The sequence below is a fragment of the Sphingomonas sp. RS2018 genome, from assembly GCF_054489605.1.
Map to the genome: position 1 here is coordinate 166995 of NZ_JBTMWL010000001.1, position 17242 is coordinate 184236.

The 17242-nt window shown below is 68.6% G+C and carries 18 protein-coding genes and 1 riboswitch; of the genes, 11 read left to right on the plus strand and 7 right to left on the minus strand.

Going from position 1 to position 17242, the window contains the following annotated elements; genetic code table 11:
- Position 1: 1 nt before the first annotated feature.
- Positions 2-110: riboswitch (TPP riboswitch) on the minus strand.
- 38 nt (positions 111-148) lie between these two features.
- The 3 genes from ACX40P_RS00870 to ACX40P_RS00880 form a co-directional block, all read right to left on the minus strand.
- On the minus strand, positions 149-1018 hold the full coding sequence (locus ACX40P_RS00870) for a MipA/OmpV family protein (RefSeq protein WP_459125195.1): 870 nt from the start codon (positions 1016-1018) through the stop codon (positions 149-151).
- Positions 1019-1100: 82 nt separating this feature from the next.
- A complete protein-coding gene (locus ACX40P_RS00875) occupies positions 1101-1496 on the minus strand; it encodes a DUF2141 domain-containing protein (protein WP_459124413.1) in 396 nt (131 codons plus the stop codon).
- Complete coding sequence (locus tag ACX40P_RS00880; protein ID WP_459124414.1) at positions 1456-2238, minus strand: sterol desaturase family protein; 783 nt, start codon at positions 2236-2238, stop codon at positions 1456-1458. The genes ACX40P_RS00875 and ACX40P_RS00880 overlap by 41 nt, the downstream gene beginning before the upstream one ends.
- 89 nt (positions 2239-2327) lie before the next feature.
- Between ACX40P_RS00880 and crtY the strand changes: the two genes are divergently transcribed.
- The 5 genes from crtY (at position 2328) to ACX40P_RS00905 (ending at position 7321) form a co-directional block, all read left to right on the plus strand.
- Positions 2328-3491, plus strand: a complete 1164-nt coding sequence (gene crtY / locus ACX40P_RS00885) for a lycopene beta-cyclase CrtY (protein ID WP_459124415.1) — start codon at positions 2328-2330, stop codon at positions 3489-3491.
- Complete coding sequence (locus tag ACX40P_RS00890; protein ID WP_459124416.1) at positions 3488-4960, plus strand: phytoene desaturase; 1473 nt, start codon at positions 3488-3490, stop codon at positions 4958-4960. The genes crtY and ACX40P_RS00890 overlap by 4 nt, the downstream gene beginning before the upstream one ends.
- A gap of 52 nt (positions 4961-5012) precedes the next feature.
- A complete protein-coding gene (locus ACX40P_RS00895; RefSeq protein ID WP_459124417.1) occupies positions 5013-5594 on the plus strand; it encodes an LOG family protein in 582 nt (193 codons plus the stop codon).
- 91 nt (positions 5595-5685) lie between these two features.
- Entirely contained in the window at positions 5686-6636 is a 951-nt protein-coding gene (locus ACX40P_RS00900; RefSeq protein WP_459124418.1) for a phytoene/squalene synthase family protein, read from the plus strand.
- A gap of 31 nt (positions 6637-6667) precedes the next feature.
- Positions 6668-7321 (plus strand): MBL fold metallo-hydrolase, encoded by a 654-nt coding sequence (locus tag ACX40P_RS00905; protein WP_459124419.1) that lies wholly within the window; start codon positions 6668-6670, stop codon positions 7319-7321.
- A gap of 221 nt (positions 7322-7542) precedes the next feature.
- On the opposite strand, the gene ACX40P_RS00910 is transcribed toward ACX40P_RS00905, so the two are convergent.
- A complete protein-coding gene (locus ACX40P_RS00910; protein ID WP_459124420.1) occupies positions 7543-7974 on the minus strand; it encodes an MAPEG family protein in 432 nt (143 codons plus the stop codon).
- A gap of 174 nt (positions 7975-8148) precedes the next feature.
- On the opposite strand from ACX40P_RS00910, the gene rpmF reads away from it, so the two are divergent.
- The 5 genes from rpmF (at position 8149) to ACX40P_RS00935 (ending at position 11088) form a co-directional block, all read left to right on the plus strand.
- On the plus strand, positions 8149-8328 hold the full coding sequence (gene rpmF, locus ACX40P_RS00915) for a 50S ribosomal protein L32 (protein WP_459125196.1): 180 nt from the start codon (positions 8149-8151) through the stop codon (positions 8326-8328).
- A 31-nt stretch (positions 8329-8359) separates the two neighbouring features.
- A complete protein-coding gene (plsX, locus tag ACX40P_RS00920; protein WP_459124421.1) occupies positions 8360-9391 on the plus strand; it encodes a phosphate acyltransferase PlsX in 1032 nt (343 codons plus the stop codon).
- A complete protein-coding gene (locus ACX40P_RS00925) occupies positions 9388-10365 on the plus strand; it encodes a beta-ketoacyl-ACP synthase III (protein ID WP_459124422.1) in 978 nt (325 codons plus the stop codon). The genes plsX and ACX40P_RS00925 overlap by 4 nt, the downstream gene beginning before the upstream one ends.
- Before the next feature lie 70 nt (positions 10366-10435).
- Positions 10436-10741, plus strand: coding sequence for an integration host factor subunit alpha (locus tag ACX40P_RS00930; protein ID WP_459124423.1), 306 nt, complete (start codon positions 10436-10438; stop codon positions 10739-10741).
- Between the two features lie 11 nt (positions 10742-10752).
- Entirely contained in the window at positions 10753-11088 is a 336-nt protein-coding gene (locus tag ACX40P_RS00935; RefSeq protein WP_459124424.1) for a MerR family transcriptional regulator, read from the plus strand.
- 134 nt (positions 11089-11222) lie between these two features.
- Here ACX40P_RS00935 and ACX40P_RS00940 read toward each other — a convergent pair whose 3' ends face one another.
- From ACX40P_RS00940 to ACX40P_RS00950, 3 genes are all read right to left on the minus strand, one after another.
- On the minus strand, positions 11223-11765 hold the full coding sequence (locus ACX40P_RS00940; protein ID WP_459124425.1) for a SixA phosphatase family protein: 543 nt from the start codon (positions 11763-11765) through the stop codon (positions 11223-11225).
- Positions 11762-14464 (minus strand): ATP-dependent DNA helicase, encoded by a 2703-nt coding sequence (locus ACX40P_RS00945; protein WP_459124426.1) that lies wholly within the window; start codon positions 14462-14464, stop codon positions 11762-11764. The genes ACX40P_RS00940 and ACX40P_RS00945 overlap by 4 nt, the downstream gene beginning before the upstream one ends.
- A 206-nt stretch (positions 14465-14670) precedes the next feature.
- Complete coding sequence (locus ACX40P_RS00950) at positions 14671-15564, minus strand: bestrophin family protein (protein WP_459124427.1); 894 nt, start codon at positions 15562-15564, stop codon at positions 14671-14673.
- A gap of 80 nt (positions 15565-15644) precedes the next feature.
- Here ACX40P_RS00950 and ACX40P_RS00955 point away from each other — a divergent pair, with 80 nt between their 5' ends.
- Positions 15645-17237, plus strand: a complete 1593-nt coding sequence (locus ACX40P_RS00955) for a lysine--tRNA ligase (protein ID WP_459124428.1) — start codon at positions 15645-15647, stop codon at positions 17235-17237.
- The last annotated feature ends 5 nt before the right edge of the window (positions 17238-17242 follow it).

The following is a 17242-nucleotide window of genomic DNA, read 5'->3' on the forward strand; positions in this document are numbered from 1 at the left end:
GTGGCGACGCCGCCTCCCTCCCTACGCCGGCATCACCCGGATCAGGTTCGGCGGGTCGCGACCTCGTGGTCGCCTCTCAACCGCCGTCAGCGGTCCCCCGGGGATATCGGCCGTGTAGAGGACTCAGGCGCGCCGGTCCAGCAGCAGCTTAGAACGTATAAGCGAGCCCCAATGCGCCCAGCCACTGATCGCGGCTGCCGGCGACGCTGGTGACGGGCGAATCGCCGAATTCGTTGAGCATCCGGCCGTACGTCCCGCCGCCGACGACCTTCAGCCCGTGCAGCAGGTCCCCGGTCAGCGCATAGGTCGCCACCGCACCGACCCGATAGTTCTTCCACCCGCCTTGCGCGTTGTAGACGGGCAGGCCACTCGCCGCCGAACCGATCGGGCTCACCGAGAAATAGGTCCGTGCATAGCCCTGCTCGGCGCGCTCGGCCGACGCGAACAGGCCGACCGCCGCCTTCATCGACAAGGGCGTCAGATAGGTGATCGACGGCTGGAAGACGCCGCTGTCGTGGACGTTGCTCACGTCCTTGCGATAGCTGACCGACACCGAAATCCGGTCGTAGGGGCTGGTGATGACGCCGGTCTTGCCGATGCCGACATAGGCGCCCAGTTCGATCGCGGTATCGAGTTCACCCAGCGCGCGAATACGGCGGTCCTCGATCGTCTTCAGCGAATTGCGGTTGAGGTTCACGACCGCGATCGGCCCGGCCTGGATGTCCCAACCCGACGGATTGCGATCGGGGATCAGGTCGACGCTCAGCCGGTTGCCGGCGAGCTGAAACGAAAAGCCCTTGTAGCTGCCCAGCGCCCCCGGCGCGGGCACGAAGCGATAGTCGTTCGACCCTTCATAGTCGGACAGCCACGCCACGCCGCCGCCGATCGTCAGCGAATCACCGTTCGCGTCGATCTCGGCCGCAGCCGGTGCGACGGTCTGGTCGGGGGGCAGCGTCGCGTCCTGCGCAGCGGCGGGAACGGCAAGCAGCGTCAGCGCCGCGGCAAAGGGAAAGGCGATCTTCACGGGGACGTACTCCGACGGGATATTTCGGCTGCGTAACGCCGCCTCGCCGAAAAGTGTCCGCAAGCCCCCCGCCAGGTCAGAGGAGATATTTCATCCGTATCTTTTCGGCACCACCCCGTGCGCCCAGATCGAATCGCGCGGCCGCGAACTTGGGCGGACCGAAGCGGATGGCGGGATTGCGCGAAAAGCCGAAGCCCTCGCGCGGAATGCCCATCATCGTGTCGAGCTTCTTGTTGCCGTTCTCGTCGTGGATGACGGCGGCGGCATAGTCGCCGACCGGCAGGCCGTCGAACACCGCTGTTCCGGCCGATGCCGGTGCCGACCGCGTCAGCGCGCGGGCGTCGTCGACGCAATTGGGGAAGTTGGCGGGCTCGGCGGTCAAACAGATGCGGATCATGCCCTTGGCCGACCGCAGCCCGTCCATGTCCAGCTCAAGCCGCGCGACCGGCGCGGCTCCCGTCACCGTCAGCATCGCTGCGGCGAACGCGATGCGTCCGAAAATCGCCGACGCCTTGGTCGGTGCCGCAGACGCGATCCCAGAACCGGAAGAACAAGCCATAGTTACACCTGTAAGCGTCGTGATGACGCTGATGATGGCTGGCGGTTATCAGCCAGCCCCCCAATGCCCCCCGCCACATGAACCGCGGGAAAACCTCCCACCCCATGTGATTGGTCACCCCCATAACCGTCATGATGGTCAGCACCAATCCGAGCATGGCGACATGGATCGGAATCACGAACACCAGTAGCGGAATTGCCACAGCCAGCGTCGCCGCTTCGATCGGGTGGAACGCCATCGCCGCCCATGCGGTGGGCGGGCGGCTGGCATGATGAACGGCATGGACGCGCCGGAACACCGCCGGACGGTGCATCCAGCGATGCGTCCAGTAGAACCAGGTGTCGAGCGCGAAGAGATAGAGGAAAACCGACACCGGCAGATACCAGAGCGGCCAGGCGTCCCACCCCTCGTAGATCAGCGTCCAGCCCTGTGTGCGCCACCCCCAGGCGACGACGCCGGCGGGAATCCCGTAGATCGCCGCGGACGCCAGGCTCCAGCCGATCTCGCGCCGGATCTGCGCGTCGAGCCCCCGGTAATGCCCCGGCCGCGTCAACCGCGTCGCCAGCGCGAACCCCCCGCTCGCCAGCAGATAGCGCACGCCCACGATCAGCGTCATCGCGACAGCGGACAGGGCGAGGGGAAGCGCGATGGACATTGCGTGCGCTTCATAGCCGCACGAACCTTGCCGGTCGATGCACGCGCACGCCCTTTCCCCGCATGATACCTTGGTCTAGGCCTGCCGACGTGGCGGAAACGATCACCTGTGACATCGCGATCGTCGGCGGCGGCCTGTCGGGCGGGCTCATCGCGCTCGCGTTGCGGCAACGGCGCCCCGACCTCAGCATCGCGCTGATCGATCGCGGCCAGTCGTTGGGGGGCAACCACGTCTGGTCGTTCTTCGGCAGCGACATCGCCCGCACCGAGCGCGATCTCGTCCACCTGCTGGTCGCCCATGTCTGGCGAAGCTACGACGTCGCCTTCCCGCAACGCCGCCGCACCCTGCCCTCCACCTATTACTCGATCACATCGGAGCGGTTCGACGCGATCGTCCGCGCCGCGCTGCCACCCGAATCGATCCTGACCGGGCGCAAGGTGCTTGCCGTCACCCCGACCAGCGTCACGCTGGGCGATGGCGAGCGGGTCGAGGCGGGGGGCGTGATCGATTGCCGCGGTGCCGCAGACCTCTCGACGCTGCAGGTCGGCTGGCAGAAGTTCCTCGGCCGCGAGTTGGTGCTGAAGCGCCCGCACGGCGCCGAACGTCCGATGGTGATGGATGCGACCGTCGACCAGCACGACGGCTATCGCTTCGTCTACACCCTGCCCTTCGCGCCCGACCGCATGTTCGTCGAGGACACCTATTACAGCGACACGCCCGACATCGACCGGGCGACGCTGGCCGCGCGGATCGACACCTATGCCGCCGCCAAGGGCTGGCGGAAGAAGCTTGTCGCGCGGGAGGAAGCCGGCAGCCTGCCCGTCGTCATCGGCGGCGATTTCGAGGGCTATTGGGCCAGCGGCGGCGCCGACATGGCGAAGGCGGGGGTGCGCGCCGGGCTGTTCCACCCGACCACCGGCTACTCGCTGCCCGACGCGGTGCGTACCGCCGCGCTGATCGCCGGCGCCGACGATCTGTCGGGGCCGGCCCTAGCCCGACTGACCCACGATCACGCCGCCCGTGCGTGGAAGGCGCGCGGTTTCTACCGCATGCTCGACGCCATGTTGTTCCGCGCGGCGGAACCGGCGGAGCGCTACCGCGTACTGGAACGCTTCTACGGTCTCGATGCCGGCCTTGTCGCGCGCTTCTATGCGGCGCGATCGACGCTGGCGGACAAGGCGCGCGTACTTATCGGACGACCGCCCGTGCCGATCGGTCGTGCGGTCGCCGCCATCATGGGGAAAACGGTGTGAGAAGCGCGATCGTCATCGGCAGCGGGTTCGGCGGCCTCGCGCTCGCCATCCGCCTGCAATCGGCCGGCATCGCGACGACGGTGCTGGAGGCGCGCGACCGTCCCGGTGGCCGCGCCTATGTGTGGGAACGCGACGGCTTCGTGTTCGACGCCGGCCCCACCGTCATCACCGCGCCCGACACGTTGCAGGAACTCTGGGCGCTGTCCGGCCGCGACATGGCCGAGGACGTGACGCTGCTGCCGGTCAATCCGTTCTACCGGCTCAACTGGCCCGACGGCACCAATTTCGACTATACCAACGACGACGTCCTGCTGCGCTCGGAAATAGCGAAGCTGAATCCCGGCGACATCGCCGGCTACGCCAAGTTCCTCGAATATTCGGCCGGCGTGTACCGCGAGGGGTATGAGAAGCTCGGCCACGTCGCCTTCCTCGACTTCAAGTCGATGCTCTCGGCAGCGCCCGCGCTCGCCAAATACCAGGCGTGGCGGTCGGTCTATTCGATCGTGTCGAGCTATGTGAAGAACGAGAAGCTGCGTCAGGCGCTCAGCTTCCACACATTGCTCGTCGGCGGCAATCCGATGACGACCAGCGCGATCTACGCGCTTATCCACAAGCTGGAGCGCGACGGCGGCGTCTGGTTCGCGCAGGGCGGCACCAACCGGCTGGTGGCGGGGATGGTGCGCCATTTCGAGCGGCTGGGCGGCGTACTGCGCCTCTCCAGCCCGGTCGCGAGCATCGACACGCTCGGCGACCGCGCGACCGGCGTGACGCTGGCGAGCGGCGAAACGCTGGAGGCCGATTCGATCGCCTCCAACGCCGACATCGTCCACACCTATCGCACCCTGCTCGCCGGCTCGCGCTCGGGCCAGCGCACCGCCGCGAAGATGGAGCGCAAGCGCTTCTCGCCGTCGCTGTTCGTCGTGCATTTCGGTATCAAGGGCACGTGGCCGGGCATCCCGCATCACATGATCCTGTTCGGCCCGCGCTACAGGGAGCTGCTGACCGACATCTATGACACCGGGATGCTCAGCGAGGACTTCTCGCTCTACCTCCACCACCCGACCGTCACCGATCCGACGATGGCGCCGGAGGGTCACTCGACCTTCTATGCGCTCGCCCCGGTGCCGCATCAGGGCAAGTTCGTCGGCGACTGGGACGCGCTGAAGCCGGTGATCGAGAAGCGCATCCTGGACGAGGTCGGTCGCCGCCTGATCCCCGACATCCACGACCGCATCGTGACGAAGTTCAGCTACGCCCCGTCCGACTTCAACCGCGATCTCGGCGCCCATCTCGGCAGCGCGTTCAGTCTCGAACCCGTCCTCACCCAAAGCGCCTATTTCCGCGCCCACAACCGCGACGACGCCATCCCCAACCTCTATTTCGTCGGCGCCGGCACCCATCCGGGCGCGGGCATTCCGGGTGTCGTCGGGAGCGCGAAGGCGACAGCCAAGCTGATGCTGGAGGGGTAGGAGGAGGAGTAACTATTTCTTCTCCGCCCAAAACCACGATACGAGCCAACCCATGAAACGCCTCGCCATCTACTGCGGCTCCGCCACCCCCCGCGACCCCGTGTTCATCGACTCCGCCCGCGCCGTCGGCCGATCGCTCGCCGAACGCGGTATCGGTGTCGTCTACGGCGGCGGACGCCTCGGCCTGATGGGCGCCGTCGCCGATGCCGCGCTGGAGGCAGGCGGCGAGGTGATCGGCGTCATCCCGCAGGCGCTGGTCGATGCGGAAGTCGCGCACCGCGGCTGCACCGAACTCCACGTCGTCGCCGGCATGCACCAGCGCAAACAAGCCTTCACCGACCTCTCCGACGGTTTCGTCACCCTGCCCGGCGGCACCGGCACGATGGACGAATTGTGGGAGGCGATGAGCTGGGCACAAATCGGCTATCACGCAAAGCCCGTCGGCCTGCTCAACGTCGCCGGCTTCTACGACGGACTCATCAGCTTCGTGGCGACGATGGGCGACGCCGGCTTCCTCCGCCCGCAGCACCGCGGCCTGCTGATCGTCGACTCGGCGCTCGACGGCCTGCTCGCGAAGATGGCGGCGTTCGTGCCCGCGACGACGGTGGTGCAGATCGGCGCGAAGGATCTATGACCTCTCCCGTTCGGGCTGAGCTTGTCGAAGCCCTGCCCTTTCTTCCGCGCAGAAGAAGGACAGCCCTTCGACAAGCTCAGGGCGAACGGTGATGGCAGCAGTCGCACGCGCTGATCGCACCACCCTCGTCACCGCCGCCCGCGACACCATCGCCCGCGGCTCGAAGAGTTTCGCCGCCGCCAGCAAGCTCTTCGACCGCAAGACCCGCGAGCGTGCCTGGCTGCTCTACGCCTGGTGCCGGGCCTGCGACGACATCGCCGACGCGCAGGAACTCGGCCACGACCAGCAGCACGCGACCGATCCGCAGGCGAGAATTGCCCGCATCCGGGAGAACACCGCCGCTGCCCTCGCCGGCCGACCCACCGGCGACCCCGCCTTCGACGGCCTCGCCATCGTCGTCGCGGAGACAGGCCTGCCGCGCCGCTTCATCGACGATCACATCGCCGGCTTCGCGCTCGACGCCGACGAATGGCGCCCGCGCAGCGAGGCCGACCTGCTGCGCTATTGCTACCACGTCGCCGGCGTCGTCGGCTGCATGATGGCGGTGGTGATGGGTGTGTCGCCCGACGACGACGCCACCCTCGACCGCGCCTGCGATCTCGGCATCGCGTTCCAGCTCGCCAACATTGCCCGCGATGTCGAGGAGGACGACCGCTCGGGCCGCTGCTACCTGCCCGACGAATGGCTGACCGAGATGGATTTCCCGCCCGGCCAGCACATGAAGCCGCCGTTCCGCGCGCGCCTCGCCGTCCTCTCGCGCCGCCTCGCGTCGATGGCGCAGGATTATGAGGACAGCGCCCGCCACGGCACGCCCGCGCTCCCTTATCGCTCCGCCTGGGCGGTGCTGGCGGCGGCCGATATCTACGGCGGCATCGCGCGAAAGGTCGCCGCCGCCGGCGAACATGCGTGGGACCACCGCGTCACGACGGCGAAGGCGGAAAAGCTCGCCGCCATTGCCCGCGCAGGCGCGCTCGCCGCGCGGCGCACGACCCTCTACCCGCCGACGCCGCGCGATCCCGATCTCTGGCGCCGCCCCGGTTGACCCGATCGGCCGCCGCCGCCATCGCTGGCGCATGACCACGCCTCCCTTGCGCGCCGCCATCATCCCCGTCACCCCGCTGCAGCAGAACTGCACGCTCTTCTGGTGCACGAAGACGATGCGCGCCGCCGTCGTCGATCCGGGTGGAGATTTGCCGCGCATCAAATCCGCGATCGCGCAGGCGGGCGTGACGGTCGAGAAGATCCTGCTGACCCACGGCCACATCGACCACTGCGGCGGCGTGGCGGCACTCGCGCGCGACCTGGCGGTGGAGATCGAGGGGCCGCAGGAGGCCGATCGCTTCTGGATCGCCCGGCTGGTCGACGATGGCCGCCAATGGGGCCTCGCCGCGGAGATATTCGAGCCGAATCGCTGGCTGGAGGACGGCGACACCGTCACCGTCGGCGATCTGACGCTCGACGTGTACCTCGTCCCCGGCCACACGCCCGGCCACGTCGTCTTCCACCACCCCGAATCGAAGCTCGCCATCGTCGGCGACACGCTGTTCCAGGGCTCGGTCGGCCGCACCGACTTCCCGCTGTCGGACACGCAGGCGCTGTACGACGCGATCCGTGCGAAACTCTGGCCGCTGGGCGACGACACCGTCGTCCTCCCCGGCCACGGCCCCGCCACGACGATCGGTCAGGAACGCGCTGCCAACCCGTTCGTCGGCGATGCGGCCCGCTAGATCCTCCCGTTCGCCCGGAGCGAAGTCGAAGGGCACATCTCCGCAAGCGGCCAACCGCTTCGTCACCGATGCCGCGCCACCCCGCTAGCGTACGCACCCCCCTCCCCGTTCGCCCTGAGCCTGTCGAAGGGCTGCCCTTTCTTCGTGCCGCAGGACACGCGGCCCGAAGAAAGGGCAGTGCTTCGACAAGCTCAGCACGAACGGCGGTGAGATGATCCATCTCACCCCCGCGGCATCGTCACCACAATCCGCTGCGTCAGATCCGGCGCCATCGCCGCAACCCACGCCGCCTCGCCCGCCAGCACCACCATGATAAGCATCGTCAGGCCGACACCGATGCCCCGCCCCGGCTTCCACGTGTCCATCCCCAGTCCATGGCAGATCCGCGCCACCACGAACACGGCGCCATAGCCCCACAGGTGTAGCGCAGGTCCGCGCGCCAGCTCGACCAGCGCCAGCAGGATCAGCACGATCGGCGCATATTCGGTGAAGTTCGCATGCGCCCGCATCCGCGCGATCACCGCCATGTCGCCGCCGTCGCCGACCGACACGTTCTGCGAACGCCGAACCTGACCGACGCGAATCGCCAGCCACAGGTTGATGATTCCGCAGGCGGCGGCAGTGGCCAGTGCGGTCGGCAGGACGATCGTCATCGGTGGTTCCCCTTGTGCGCCGGCAACCTGTCACCCGGGCGACGTGCTTGCAACAGTGCGTGAAATCGCTATAGGCGCGCCTTCGCTTTGCGGCCGTTCCAGCGCTCGCTCTTCGGAGTGGAGCGCCATATGGCGTCCGCGAACAATCGGATTCAAGTCGAGAAGGTTGCCGAAATGGCCGTCCCCAAGAGAAAGACCTCGCCCTCGCGGCGTGGCATGCGCCGCAGCCACGACGCGCTGTCGGTCGAAGCGTTCCAGGAATGCCCGAACTGCGGCGAGCTGAAGCGCCCGCATAACCTCTGCACGTCCTGCGGCCATTACAATGGCCGTGAGATCGTCTCGGTCGAGGGCTGATCGCCCCAAATAACGGAGCGTGAGTCCGGCGATGTCCGCTCATTCGTTGATCGCCGTCGATGCGATGGGCGGCGACGAAGGGCTCGCGGTCATGCTGGCCGGCGTCGCGCGTGCCCGTCGAAAATTCGACGGCCTGCGCTTCCTGCTGGTCGGGGACGAGGCGCAGATTCGCGCCGGCCTCGCCGCGCACCCGAATCTGACCGCCGCGTCGGAGATCGTCCACGCGCCCGATACCGTGACCTCAGCCGAAAAGCCGAGCCAGGCGATCCGTCGTGCGAAGACGACGTCGATGGGCGTCGCCATCGACATGGTGAAGCGCGGCCGCGCCGCCGCCGCCGTGTCGTCGGGAAACACCGGCGCGCTGATGGCGATGGCGAAGCTGTCGCTGCGCACCATTCCGGGCATCGATCGCCCCGCGCTCGCCGCGCTGCTGCCCAGCCTCGGCGAAACCGATCTCGTCATGCTCGATCTCGGCGCGAATACCGAGTGCGATGCCCGCAACCTCGTCCAGTTCGCGGTCATGGGCGCCGCCTATGCCCGCACCGCGCTCGATCTCGAAAGCCCGCGCGTCGCGCTGCTGAACATCGGCACCGAGGACATGAAGGGCACCGACATCATCCGCGACGCGGCGCAGCGCCTTCGGGCAGCGACGCACCTGCCGATGACCTTCTCGGGCTATATCGAGGGCGATCGCATCTCACGCGGCCATGTCGACGTCGTCGTCTGCGACGGCTTTTCCGGCAACATCGCGCTGAAGACGGCGGAGGGCACCGCGCGCTTCGTCGCCGACCTGCTGAAGCGCGCGTTCCGCTCCTCGGTCCGCTCGAAGATCGGCTTCCTGATCTCGCGCCCGGCGACCGAGCTGCTGCGCGGCCATCTCGATCCGAACAACCACAACGGCGCGGTCTTCCTCGGCCTCAACGGTCTGGTCGTGAAGAGCCACGGCGGCGCGAACGAGGTCGGGGTCAGCCACGCCATTTCGGTCGCGGCGAAGATGGTCCGCGACGACCTGACCAACCGGATCGCGCAGGATCTCGGCAAGTTCGAGAACCAGACGGCATGACCATACGTCGCTCGGTCCTGCTCGGCACCGGCTCCGCGCTGCCGGTCCGCCGCGTCTCCAACGCCGAGCTGGCGGAACAGGTCGACACCACCGACGAATGGATCGTCGAGCGCACCGGCATCCGCTTCCGCCATATCGCGGGTGAGGGCGAGACGACCGGCACGCTCGCGACCGACGCCGCCCGCGCCGCGCTCGCCGCCGCCGGCCTCGCCGCGCAGGACATCGATCTGATCGTGCTCGCGACCGCCACGCCCGACCAGACCTTCCCCTCCACCGCGACGAAGGTGCAGGCCGCGCTCGGCATCGACGATTGCGTCGCGTTCGACGTCGCCGCGGTCTGCTCGGGCTTCCTCTACGCCGTGCAGGTCGCCGACAGCATGATCCGCGCCGGTGCCCACACCCGCGCGCTGGTGATCGGCGCGGAGACGTTTAGCCGCATCCTCGACTGGGAGGATCGCACCACCTGCGTCCTGTTCGGCGACGGCGCCGGCGCGATCGTGCTGGCGGCCGAGGATCAGCCGGGTGGCGCGGACGACCGCGGCATCCTCGCCAGCAAGCTCCACGCCGACGGGCGCCACAACGAGCTGCTCTACGTCGACGGCGGCCCCTCCACCACCGGCACCGTCGGCAAGCTCCGCATGAAGGGGCGCGAGGTGTTCCGCCACGCGGTCGTCAATCTGGCCGCGGTCATGTCCGAATCGCTCGCCATCGCCGGCCTCACGACCGACGACGTCGACTGGGTCGTCCCCCACCAAGCCAACGCCCGCATCCTCGACGCGACCGCGCGCAAGCTGGGGCTTTCCGCCGACAAGGTCGTGATGACGGTCGACCGCCACGCCAACACCTCCGCCGCCTCCGTGCCGCTCGCGCTCGATGTCGCGGTGCGCGACGGACGCGTGAAGCGCGGCGATCTGGTCGTGCTGGAGGCGATGGGCGGCGGCTTCACCTGGGGCGCGGCCGTCATCCGCATATGACCCTCGCGCTTCGGGCGCGAATATGATAGCAATCGTTCGTTACGGACGTGGAAAGGGATGGGGCGCGACGATGACTGAACCGGCGACTGGAACGCTGACCCGCGCGGATCTCGCCGAGTCGCTCCACCGGCAGGTCGGCCTGTCGCGCGCGGAATCGGCCGACTTCGTCGAGCAGATCCTGACCCACATGTGCGAGGCCCTGTCGAAGGGCGAGAACGTCAAGATCTCCGGCTTCGGCAGCTTCGTCCTTCGCGACAAGGGCGAGCGCATCGGCCGCAACCCGAAGACCGGCGTCGAGGTGCCGATCGCGCCCCGCCGCGTCCTTACCTTCCGCGCCAGCCAGATGATGCGCGATCGCATCGTGGCGGCCGGCTGAGGGATGGGCGCATGGCCGCGATAGACAAAGCGGTCGATGCGTTCCGGACGATCGGGGAGGTGTCGCGCGACACCGGCCTGCCCCAGCACATCCTGCGCTATTGGGAAACGCGCTTTCCCCAGCTCCGCCCGCTGCAGCGCGCCGGCAACCGCCGCTACTATCGCACCGCGGACATAGACCTCATCCGCCGCATCCAGTCGCTGCTGGAAACCGAAGGCTATACGATCCGCGGCGTCCAGAAGCTGCTCGACGCCGAAGCTCCGCCGCCCGTCGCCGGCGGCGGCCGCAGCGCCGCACTCCGCAAGATCCGCGACGCACTCATGGCGGCGCTGGAGGACGATCGGTAATGAGGCAGGCTAGACCCTTGGGTCGCGCCATTCCTCACCGTTCGTGATGAGCGCAGTCGAAGCACCGTTCCAAGCCATGTCCTTCGACTTCGCTCAGGACGAACGGTCGAAGAATGTCGCCTGCCGAAGCAGGCCTAATCCCGATCCGGCCCGAACGCCGGATCCAGATCGCGCGGCCGCACGAAGCTGACCAGCGTCCCCGCCCCCGGCTGCACCACCCGCCAGTCGTCGCCCGGAAACGTCAGCACCGCGACGCTCGCGGTCGGGAACTTCGCCTCCACCGCCGCCAGCAGCGTCGCATCGCTGCCCGCCCCGCTCAGATCCAGCGCGAGTTGCTCCAGCCCCGGATTATGCCCCACGATCAACAGCCGATCACAGCCCGCATCCTGTTCGTGGACCACGTCGATCATCGTCTCGGGCGTCGCCAGATACAGCCGCCGGTCCCATACCGGCTCCAGCGCCGCGCCATAGCCGCGCCCGACCTGATCCAGCGTCTCCACTACCCGCGCGGCGCTCGAGGCGACCACCCGGTCGAACGTCGCACCGCGGGTCTTCAGCGCCCGTCCCACCGCCAGCGCGACACGCTGCCCTTTGGCGTTCAGCGGCCGGTCGAAGTCGCGCTGGACGGTGTCGTCCCAGCCCGATTTGGCGTGGCGGAGCAGCGTCAGCGTCTTCATGCCGGCGCGTTGTGCCGGATCGCATCCACGGAGGAAAGACCGGATATCGCCGCGACCGCCTCGTCCAGCGTCACCCGCGCGATCGGCGTGCCGTCGGGAAATGCGCCCAGCAGCCGCGACGGGACCGCCGATCCCAGCAGCACGAAGCTGCCATGGTCGTCCGCCCGCCGGATCAGCCGCCCGAACGCCTGCGCCAGCCGTGCGCGCACGATGCGGTCGTCGTACGCGCTGCCGCTCGCCCCGTCCGTTCCCGCCAGCCGACGTGCGGCGTGCAGCACGCTCGGCTTCGGCCACGGCACGCCCTCCATCACCACCAGCCGCAGCGAATTGCCCGGCACGTCCACCCCGTCGCGCAGCGCATCGGTGCCGAGCAGCGAGCTGCGCGGATCGTCGCGGAAGATATCGACCAACGTGCCGGTATCGATCGGATCGACATGCTGCGCATGAAGCGGCAATCCGTCGCGCGCCAGCCGGTCGGCGATCCGCGCATGCACCCCGCGCAGCCGCCGGATCGCGGTGAACAGCCCCAGCGTCCCGCCCCCCGCCGCCGCGATCAGCCTGGCATAGGCGTTGGCGAGTGCCGGCACGTCGCCGCGCTTCACGTCGGTCACGATCATCACCCGCGCCTGCGCGCCGTAATCGAACGGGCTCTGCGCCGCGAACCGCGCGGGCGGCTGCGGCAGGTGCACCGCGCCGCTGCGCGCCTCCGCCACGTCCCAGTCGCCCCCCGCGGTCAGCGTCGCCGAGGTGACGAGCGCGCCATGCGCCGACTTCAGCACCGTCTCCGCGAACGGTTTCGACGGGTCGAGCCAGTGGCGGTGCAGCCCCACGTCCCACTCGCGCCCGTCCGAGCGGTCGACCGCCAGCCAGTCGACGAAGTCCGCATCCGCCGGCCCGCCGATCCGCGCGATCAGCGCCAGCCACGCCGACACCGTCTCGGTCCGCCAGCCGAGCGAGGCGATCGCGCCCTCGATCCGCGCGCGCGCCGGCCCGTCCATCCAGTCCGGCCCATCGGTCAGCAGCGCCTCCAGCCGCCGCGACAGCGTGACCAGCGGCCGCACCAGCGCATCCAGCGCCGCCGCCGCCGGCCCCGCCGCATCGACCAGCGCGGCATCGGGTTCGGCCAATTCGGTTTCCAGCGCGTAGCCGGCGTCGTCGTCCTTGGCAGCGCGCGCATAGGTCAGCCCGCGCACCGCCGCCAGCAGCGTCTCTACGGGTCCGAACGGCGCGCCCTCCGCCAGCCGCCCCAGCCACCCGTCGCTCGGCAGCGCGCGCGCGGCATCCACCGCGGCGCCGATCGCGCGACCGCCCTCCTCGTCGTAGCTCGCGACGTCCGACAGCCGTGCCGCCAGCCCGCGTCGGCGCCCGCGCGACGTGCCCTCCGGCCCGGTTACCCAGCGGCGGATCTCGATCGATTCGGCGCCGGTCAGCGCGGCGGAGAACATCGCGTCGGCGGCATCGAACACATGATGACCCTCGTCGAACACGTACCGGGTCGGGCGGCTGTTCAGTTCGCGCCCGCGCGCCGCGTTGACCATCACCAGCGCGTGGTTGGCGACGACGATATTCGCCTGCGCCGACGCCCGCGCGGCGCGCTCGATGAAGCATTTCCGGTAATGCGGGCACCCCGCATAGATGCACTCGCCGCGCCGGTCGGTCAGCGCGGCGGGACCGTTGCGGCGGAACAGGGTCGGCAGCCAGCCGGGCAGGTCGCCACCCACCATGTCGCCGTCCGCGCTATACGCCGCCCATCGCGCCACCAGTTGCGCCAGCACCGCCGGCCGCCCCTGGAACCCGCCCTGCAACGCGTCCTCCAGGTTCAGCAGACACAGGTAGTTTTCACGCCCCTTGCGCGTCACCACCCGCCGCCGCCGCTCCTCGTCATCCGGGTACAGCCTAACGGTTTCTTGGGAGAGCTGGCGTTGCAGCGCCTTGGTGAAGGTCGATATCCACACCGCGCCGTCCGCTTGCTCCGACCACAGCGACGCCGGCGCCAGATAGCCCAATGTCTTGCCGATGCCCGTCCCCGCCTCGGCCAGCACCATGTTCGGCGCGTCGCGGATCATGCGCGGTGCGAAGGCGCGTGTGGCCGCGGCGGCGAACGCCCGCTGCCCGTCGCGCCGCTCCGCCCCCGCGCCGGTCAGCGTCGCCAGCCGCGCGGCGACCGCATCGTCGGCGACCGTCACCGTGCGCGGTGCCGGGCGCGGCGCGGCATCCTCCCATTCGGGCAGTTTCGTGAACAGCCACCGCTCGGCACTCGCCGGCTTCGAGATCCGGTGCGTCACCGCCGGCCCCCAGGCCCAGCGCAGCCGGAACAGGCTCTGCGCCGCGGTCCACGCCCCCTCGCGCTCGGGCCAGTCGGTCGCCAACGTGTCGAGCAGCGTGTTCGCGGCATCGAGCAGGAACGGCGCTACGTCCGAATCCTCGGCCGGCGGCGTCATCCCCAGCGCATCCGCCAGCCCCTTGGGCGTCGGCACCGCGAACCGCGCGGAATGCACGAACGCGAACAGTTCGAGCAGGTCGAGCCCCGACAGCTCGGGATGCCCCAGCCTTTGCCCGATCAGCGGCGTGTTGAGGAGGATGACCGGCGTCTCTGCCGCCCGCCCGATCGCCTCCCCGCGCCCCAACGACCGCACGCCATCGCCGTTCGCGATCCAGAACCCGCCGTGACTGGCGTGGAGGGCGGGATAGGGCAGCATCCCGACGGTCTAGGGCGTGCGGAACGAAAAGGAAACGGGGTCACTGCCCCGCATTTCACCGCGCAGACCTTCCGAGGCGTGAACCACCCCCACCCCGTTCGTGCTGAGCTTGTCGAAGCACTGCCCTTCTTCGTGCCGGTCGCGCAAGTCAGGAAGAAGGGTAGCCCTTCGACAAGCTCAGCACGAACGGGGAAGGAGGAGGGACGTCACCACAACACATCCCGATCCGGCAGCATCGGCTCCGGCGCCGCGTCGCCGATTGCCTCCAGCAGGTCGATCTCGATCGTCCGGCACATCGCGGTCAGCGGCACGTCGTGGATGGTGTTCGAAAACGGATCGGTCAGGTCCTCGCCGATCTGCAGCACCGCCAGGAACATCAGGCCCGCGATCGTAGAGCCGATCGGCGTCGCCCATTGCAGCGTCTCGACCAGCCCGATCGGCAGCAGCACGCAGAACAGGCGCGTGAACAAGGTCGGGAAGAAGCGATACTGGTTCGGCAGCGGCGTGTTCTTCAGCCGCTCCATGCCCCCTTGCGCATTGGTGATGTCGGTGAGCGTGCGTTCCAGCGCGGCGTGCAGGATCGTGTCGATATGCCCCTCGCGCCGCGCCTTGGCGATGCGCCCCGCCGTGCCGTCGATGATGCCGTTCGCCACGTTGCGCCGTCCGAGCGGCCCCGCCGCTTCGCCCGGCGACAGGAAGCGCAGCACCTCCGGCGCCGGGTCCAGCCGCCGCAGCTGGCAGCGCAGCGCATGGACGTACGCGATCTGGCGCAGCACGATCGTGCGCTTCAAATCCCACAGGTCGCCCGCATCCACCTTCGGCATGAAGGTGACGATCTCGCGCGCCAGCGACCGCGACGAATTGATCATCGCGCCCCACAGCACACGCCCTTCCCACCAGCGCTGATACGCCGAATTGTCGCGAAACCCCAGGAACAGCGCCAGCGCCGTACCGAACAATGTCAGCGGCAGCGTCGGCGCAGTGAAGGGATAGACGTAATAGATGATCGTGACCGTGCAGTCCCACACGAACAGGCCGAGCAGCGGCTTCCACACCTCGGACAGGATGCGGCTGTAGCGGGGCGTGGGCGTGACGATCATGCCGCCCGAGACGCATCACCTGCATCAAGGTTGCGTAGGCGGAATGGAAATTGTGTGACGAACGCATTAGGCGGTGCCGCATGACCGATACCGACCTGCGCCCAATCGACCTGAGAACGGCCGCCCTCGACTCCAAGGCCTGGCCCTATGAGGAGGCGCGCAAGCTCCTGAAGCGTTATCTGGACGGCAAGCCCGGCGGCGCGCCGATCCTGTTCGAAACCGGCTACGGCCCCTCGGGCCTCCCGCACATCGGCACCTTCAACGAAGTGCTGCGTACGACGATGGTGCGCAACGCCTTCCATACGCTCAGCGACACGCCCACCCGCCTGATCGCGTTCAGCGACGACATGGACGGCCTGCGCAAGGTGCCCGACAACGTGCCGAACCGCGACATGCTGGCCGAGCATCTCGGCAAGCCGCTGACGCGCATCCCCGATCCGTTCGGCAAGTTCGACAGCTTCGCCGCGCACAACAACGCGATGCTGCGCGCCTTTCTCGACCGCTTCGGTTTCGACTACGACTTCGCCTCCTCGACCGACTATTACGAGGGTGGCCGCTTCGACGACGCGCTGCGCCTCGTGCTGCGCAACTTCCAGGGCATCCAGGACGTGATGCTGCCGACCCTGCGCGCGGAGCGTCGCGAAACCTATTCCCCCATCCTGCCGATCAGCCCGAAGACCGGCGTCGTGCTGCAGGTGCCGGTCGAGGTGATCGATGCCGACGCCGGCCTGATCGCCTTCGTCGACGACGGCGACCGCATCGAGCAATCGGCGCTCGGCGGCCTGTCCAAGCTCCAGTGGAAGGTCGACTGGGCGATGCGCTGGGTCGCACTCGGCGTCGATTACGAGATGGCGGGCAAGGACCTGATCGACTCGGTCACCCAGTCGTCGAAGATCGCCCGCGTGCTGGGCGGCCGCCCGCCCGAGGGCTTCAACTACGAGATGTTCCTCGACGACAAGGGCGAGAAGATCTCAAAGTCCAAGGGCAACGGCCTCAGCCTCGACCAGTGGCTGACCTATGGCCCCGAGGAGAGCCTGTCCTTCTTCGCCTATCGCGAGCCGAAGAAGGCCAAGCAGCTCCACATGGGCGTCATCCCGCGCGCGGTGGATGATTACTGGCAGTTCCGCGGCAACTATGCCGGACAGGACGCGAAGCAGCGGCTGGGCAACCCCGTCCATCACATCCACGACGGCGAACCGCCCGCCGGCACGCTGCCGGTCACCTTCGGCCTGCTGCTCAACCTCGTCGGCGTGATGGGCGATGCGACGAAGGATCAGGTCTGGGGCTATCTCGCTAACTATGTCCCCGACGCGTCGGCGGAGGCCTATCCCGACCTCGACCGGCTGATCGACCATGCGCTGGCCTACGCCCGCGATTTCGTTGCGCCGACCCTGGTCCGCCGCGCGCCGGAAGGGGTGGAGATCGCAGCCCTCAACCGCCTCGACACCGACCTCGCTGCATTGCCCGAGGATGCGAGCGCCGAGGACATCCAGAACATCGTCTATGAGATCGGCAAGACCGAAGGCTTCGCCGAACTCCGCGACTGGTTCCGCGCGCTGTACGAAACCCTGCTCGGCTCTTCGCAGGGTCCGCGCATGGGCAGCTTCATCAAGCTATACGGCATCCCCAACTCCCGCCGCCTGATCGCGGAGGCGCTTGCGAAAGTTGGGTGATCAAC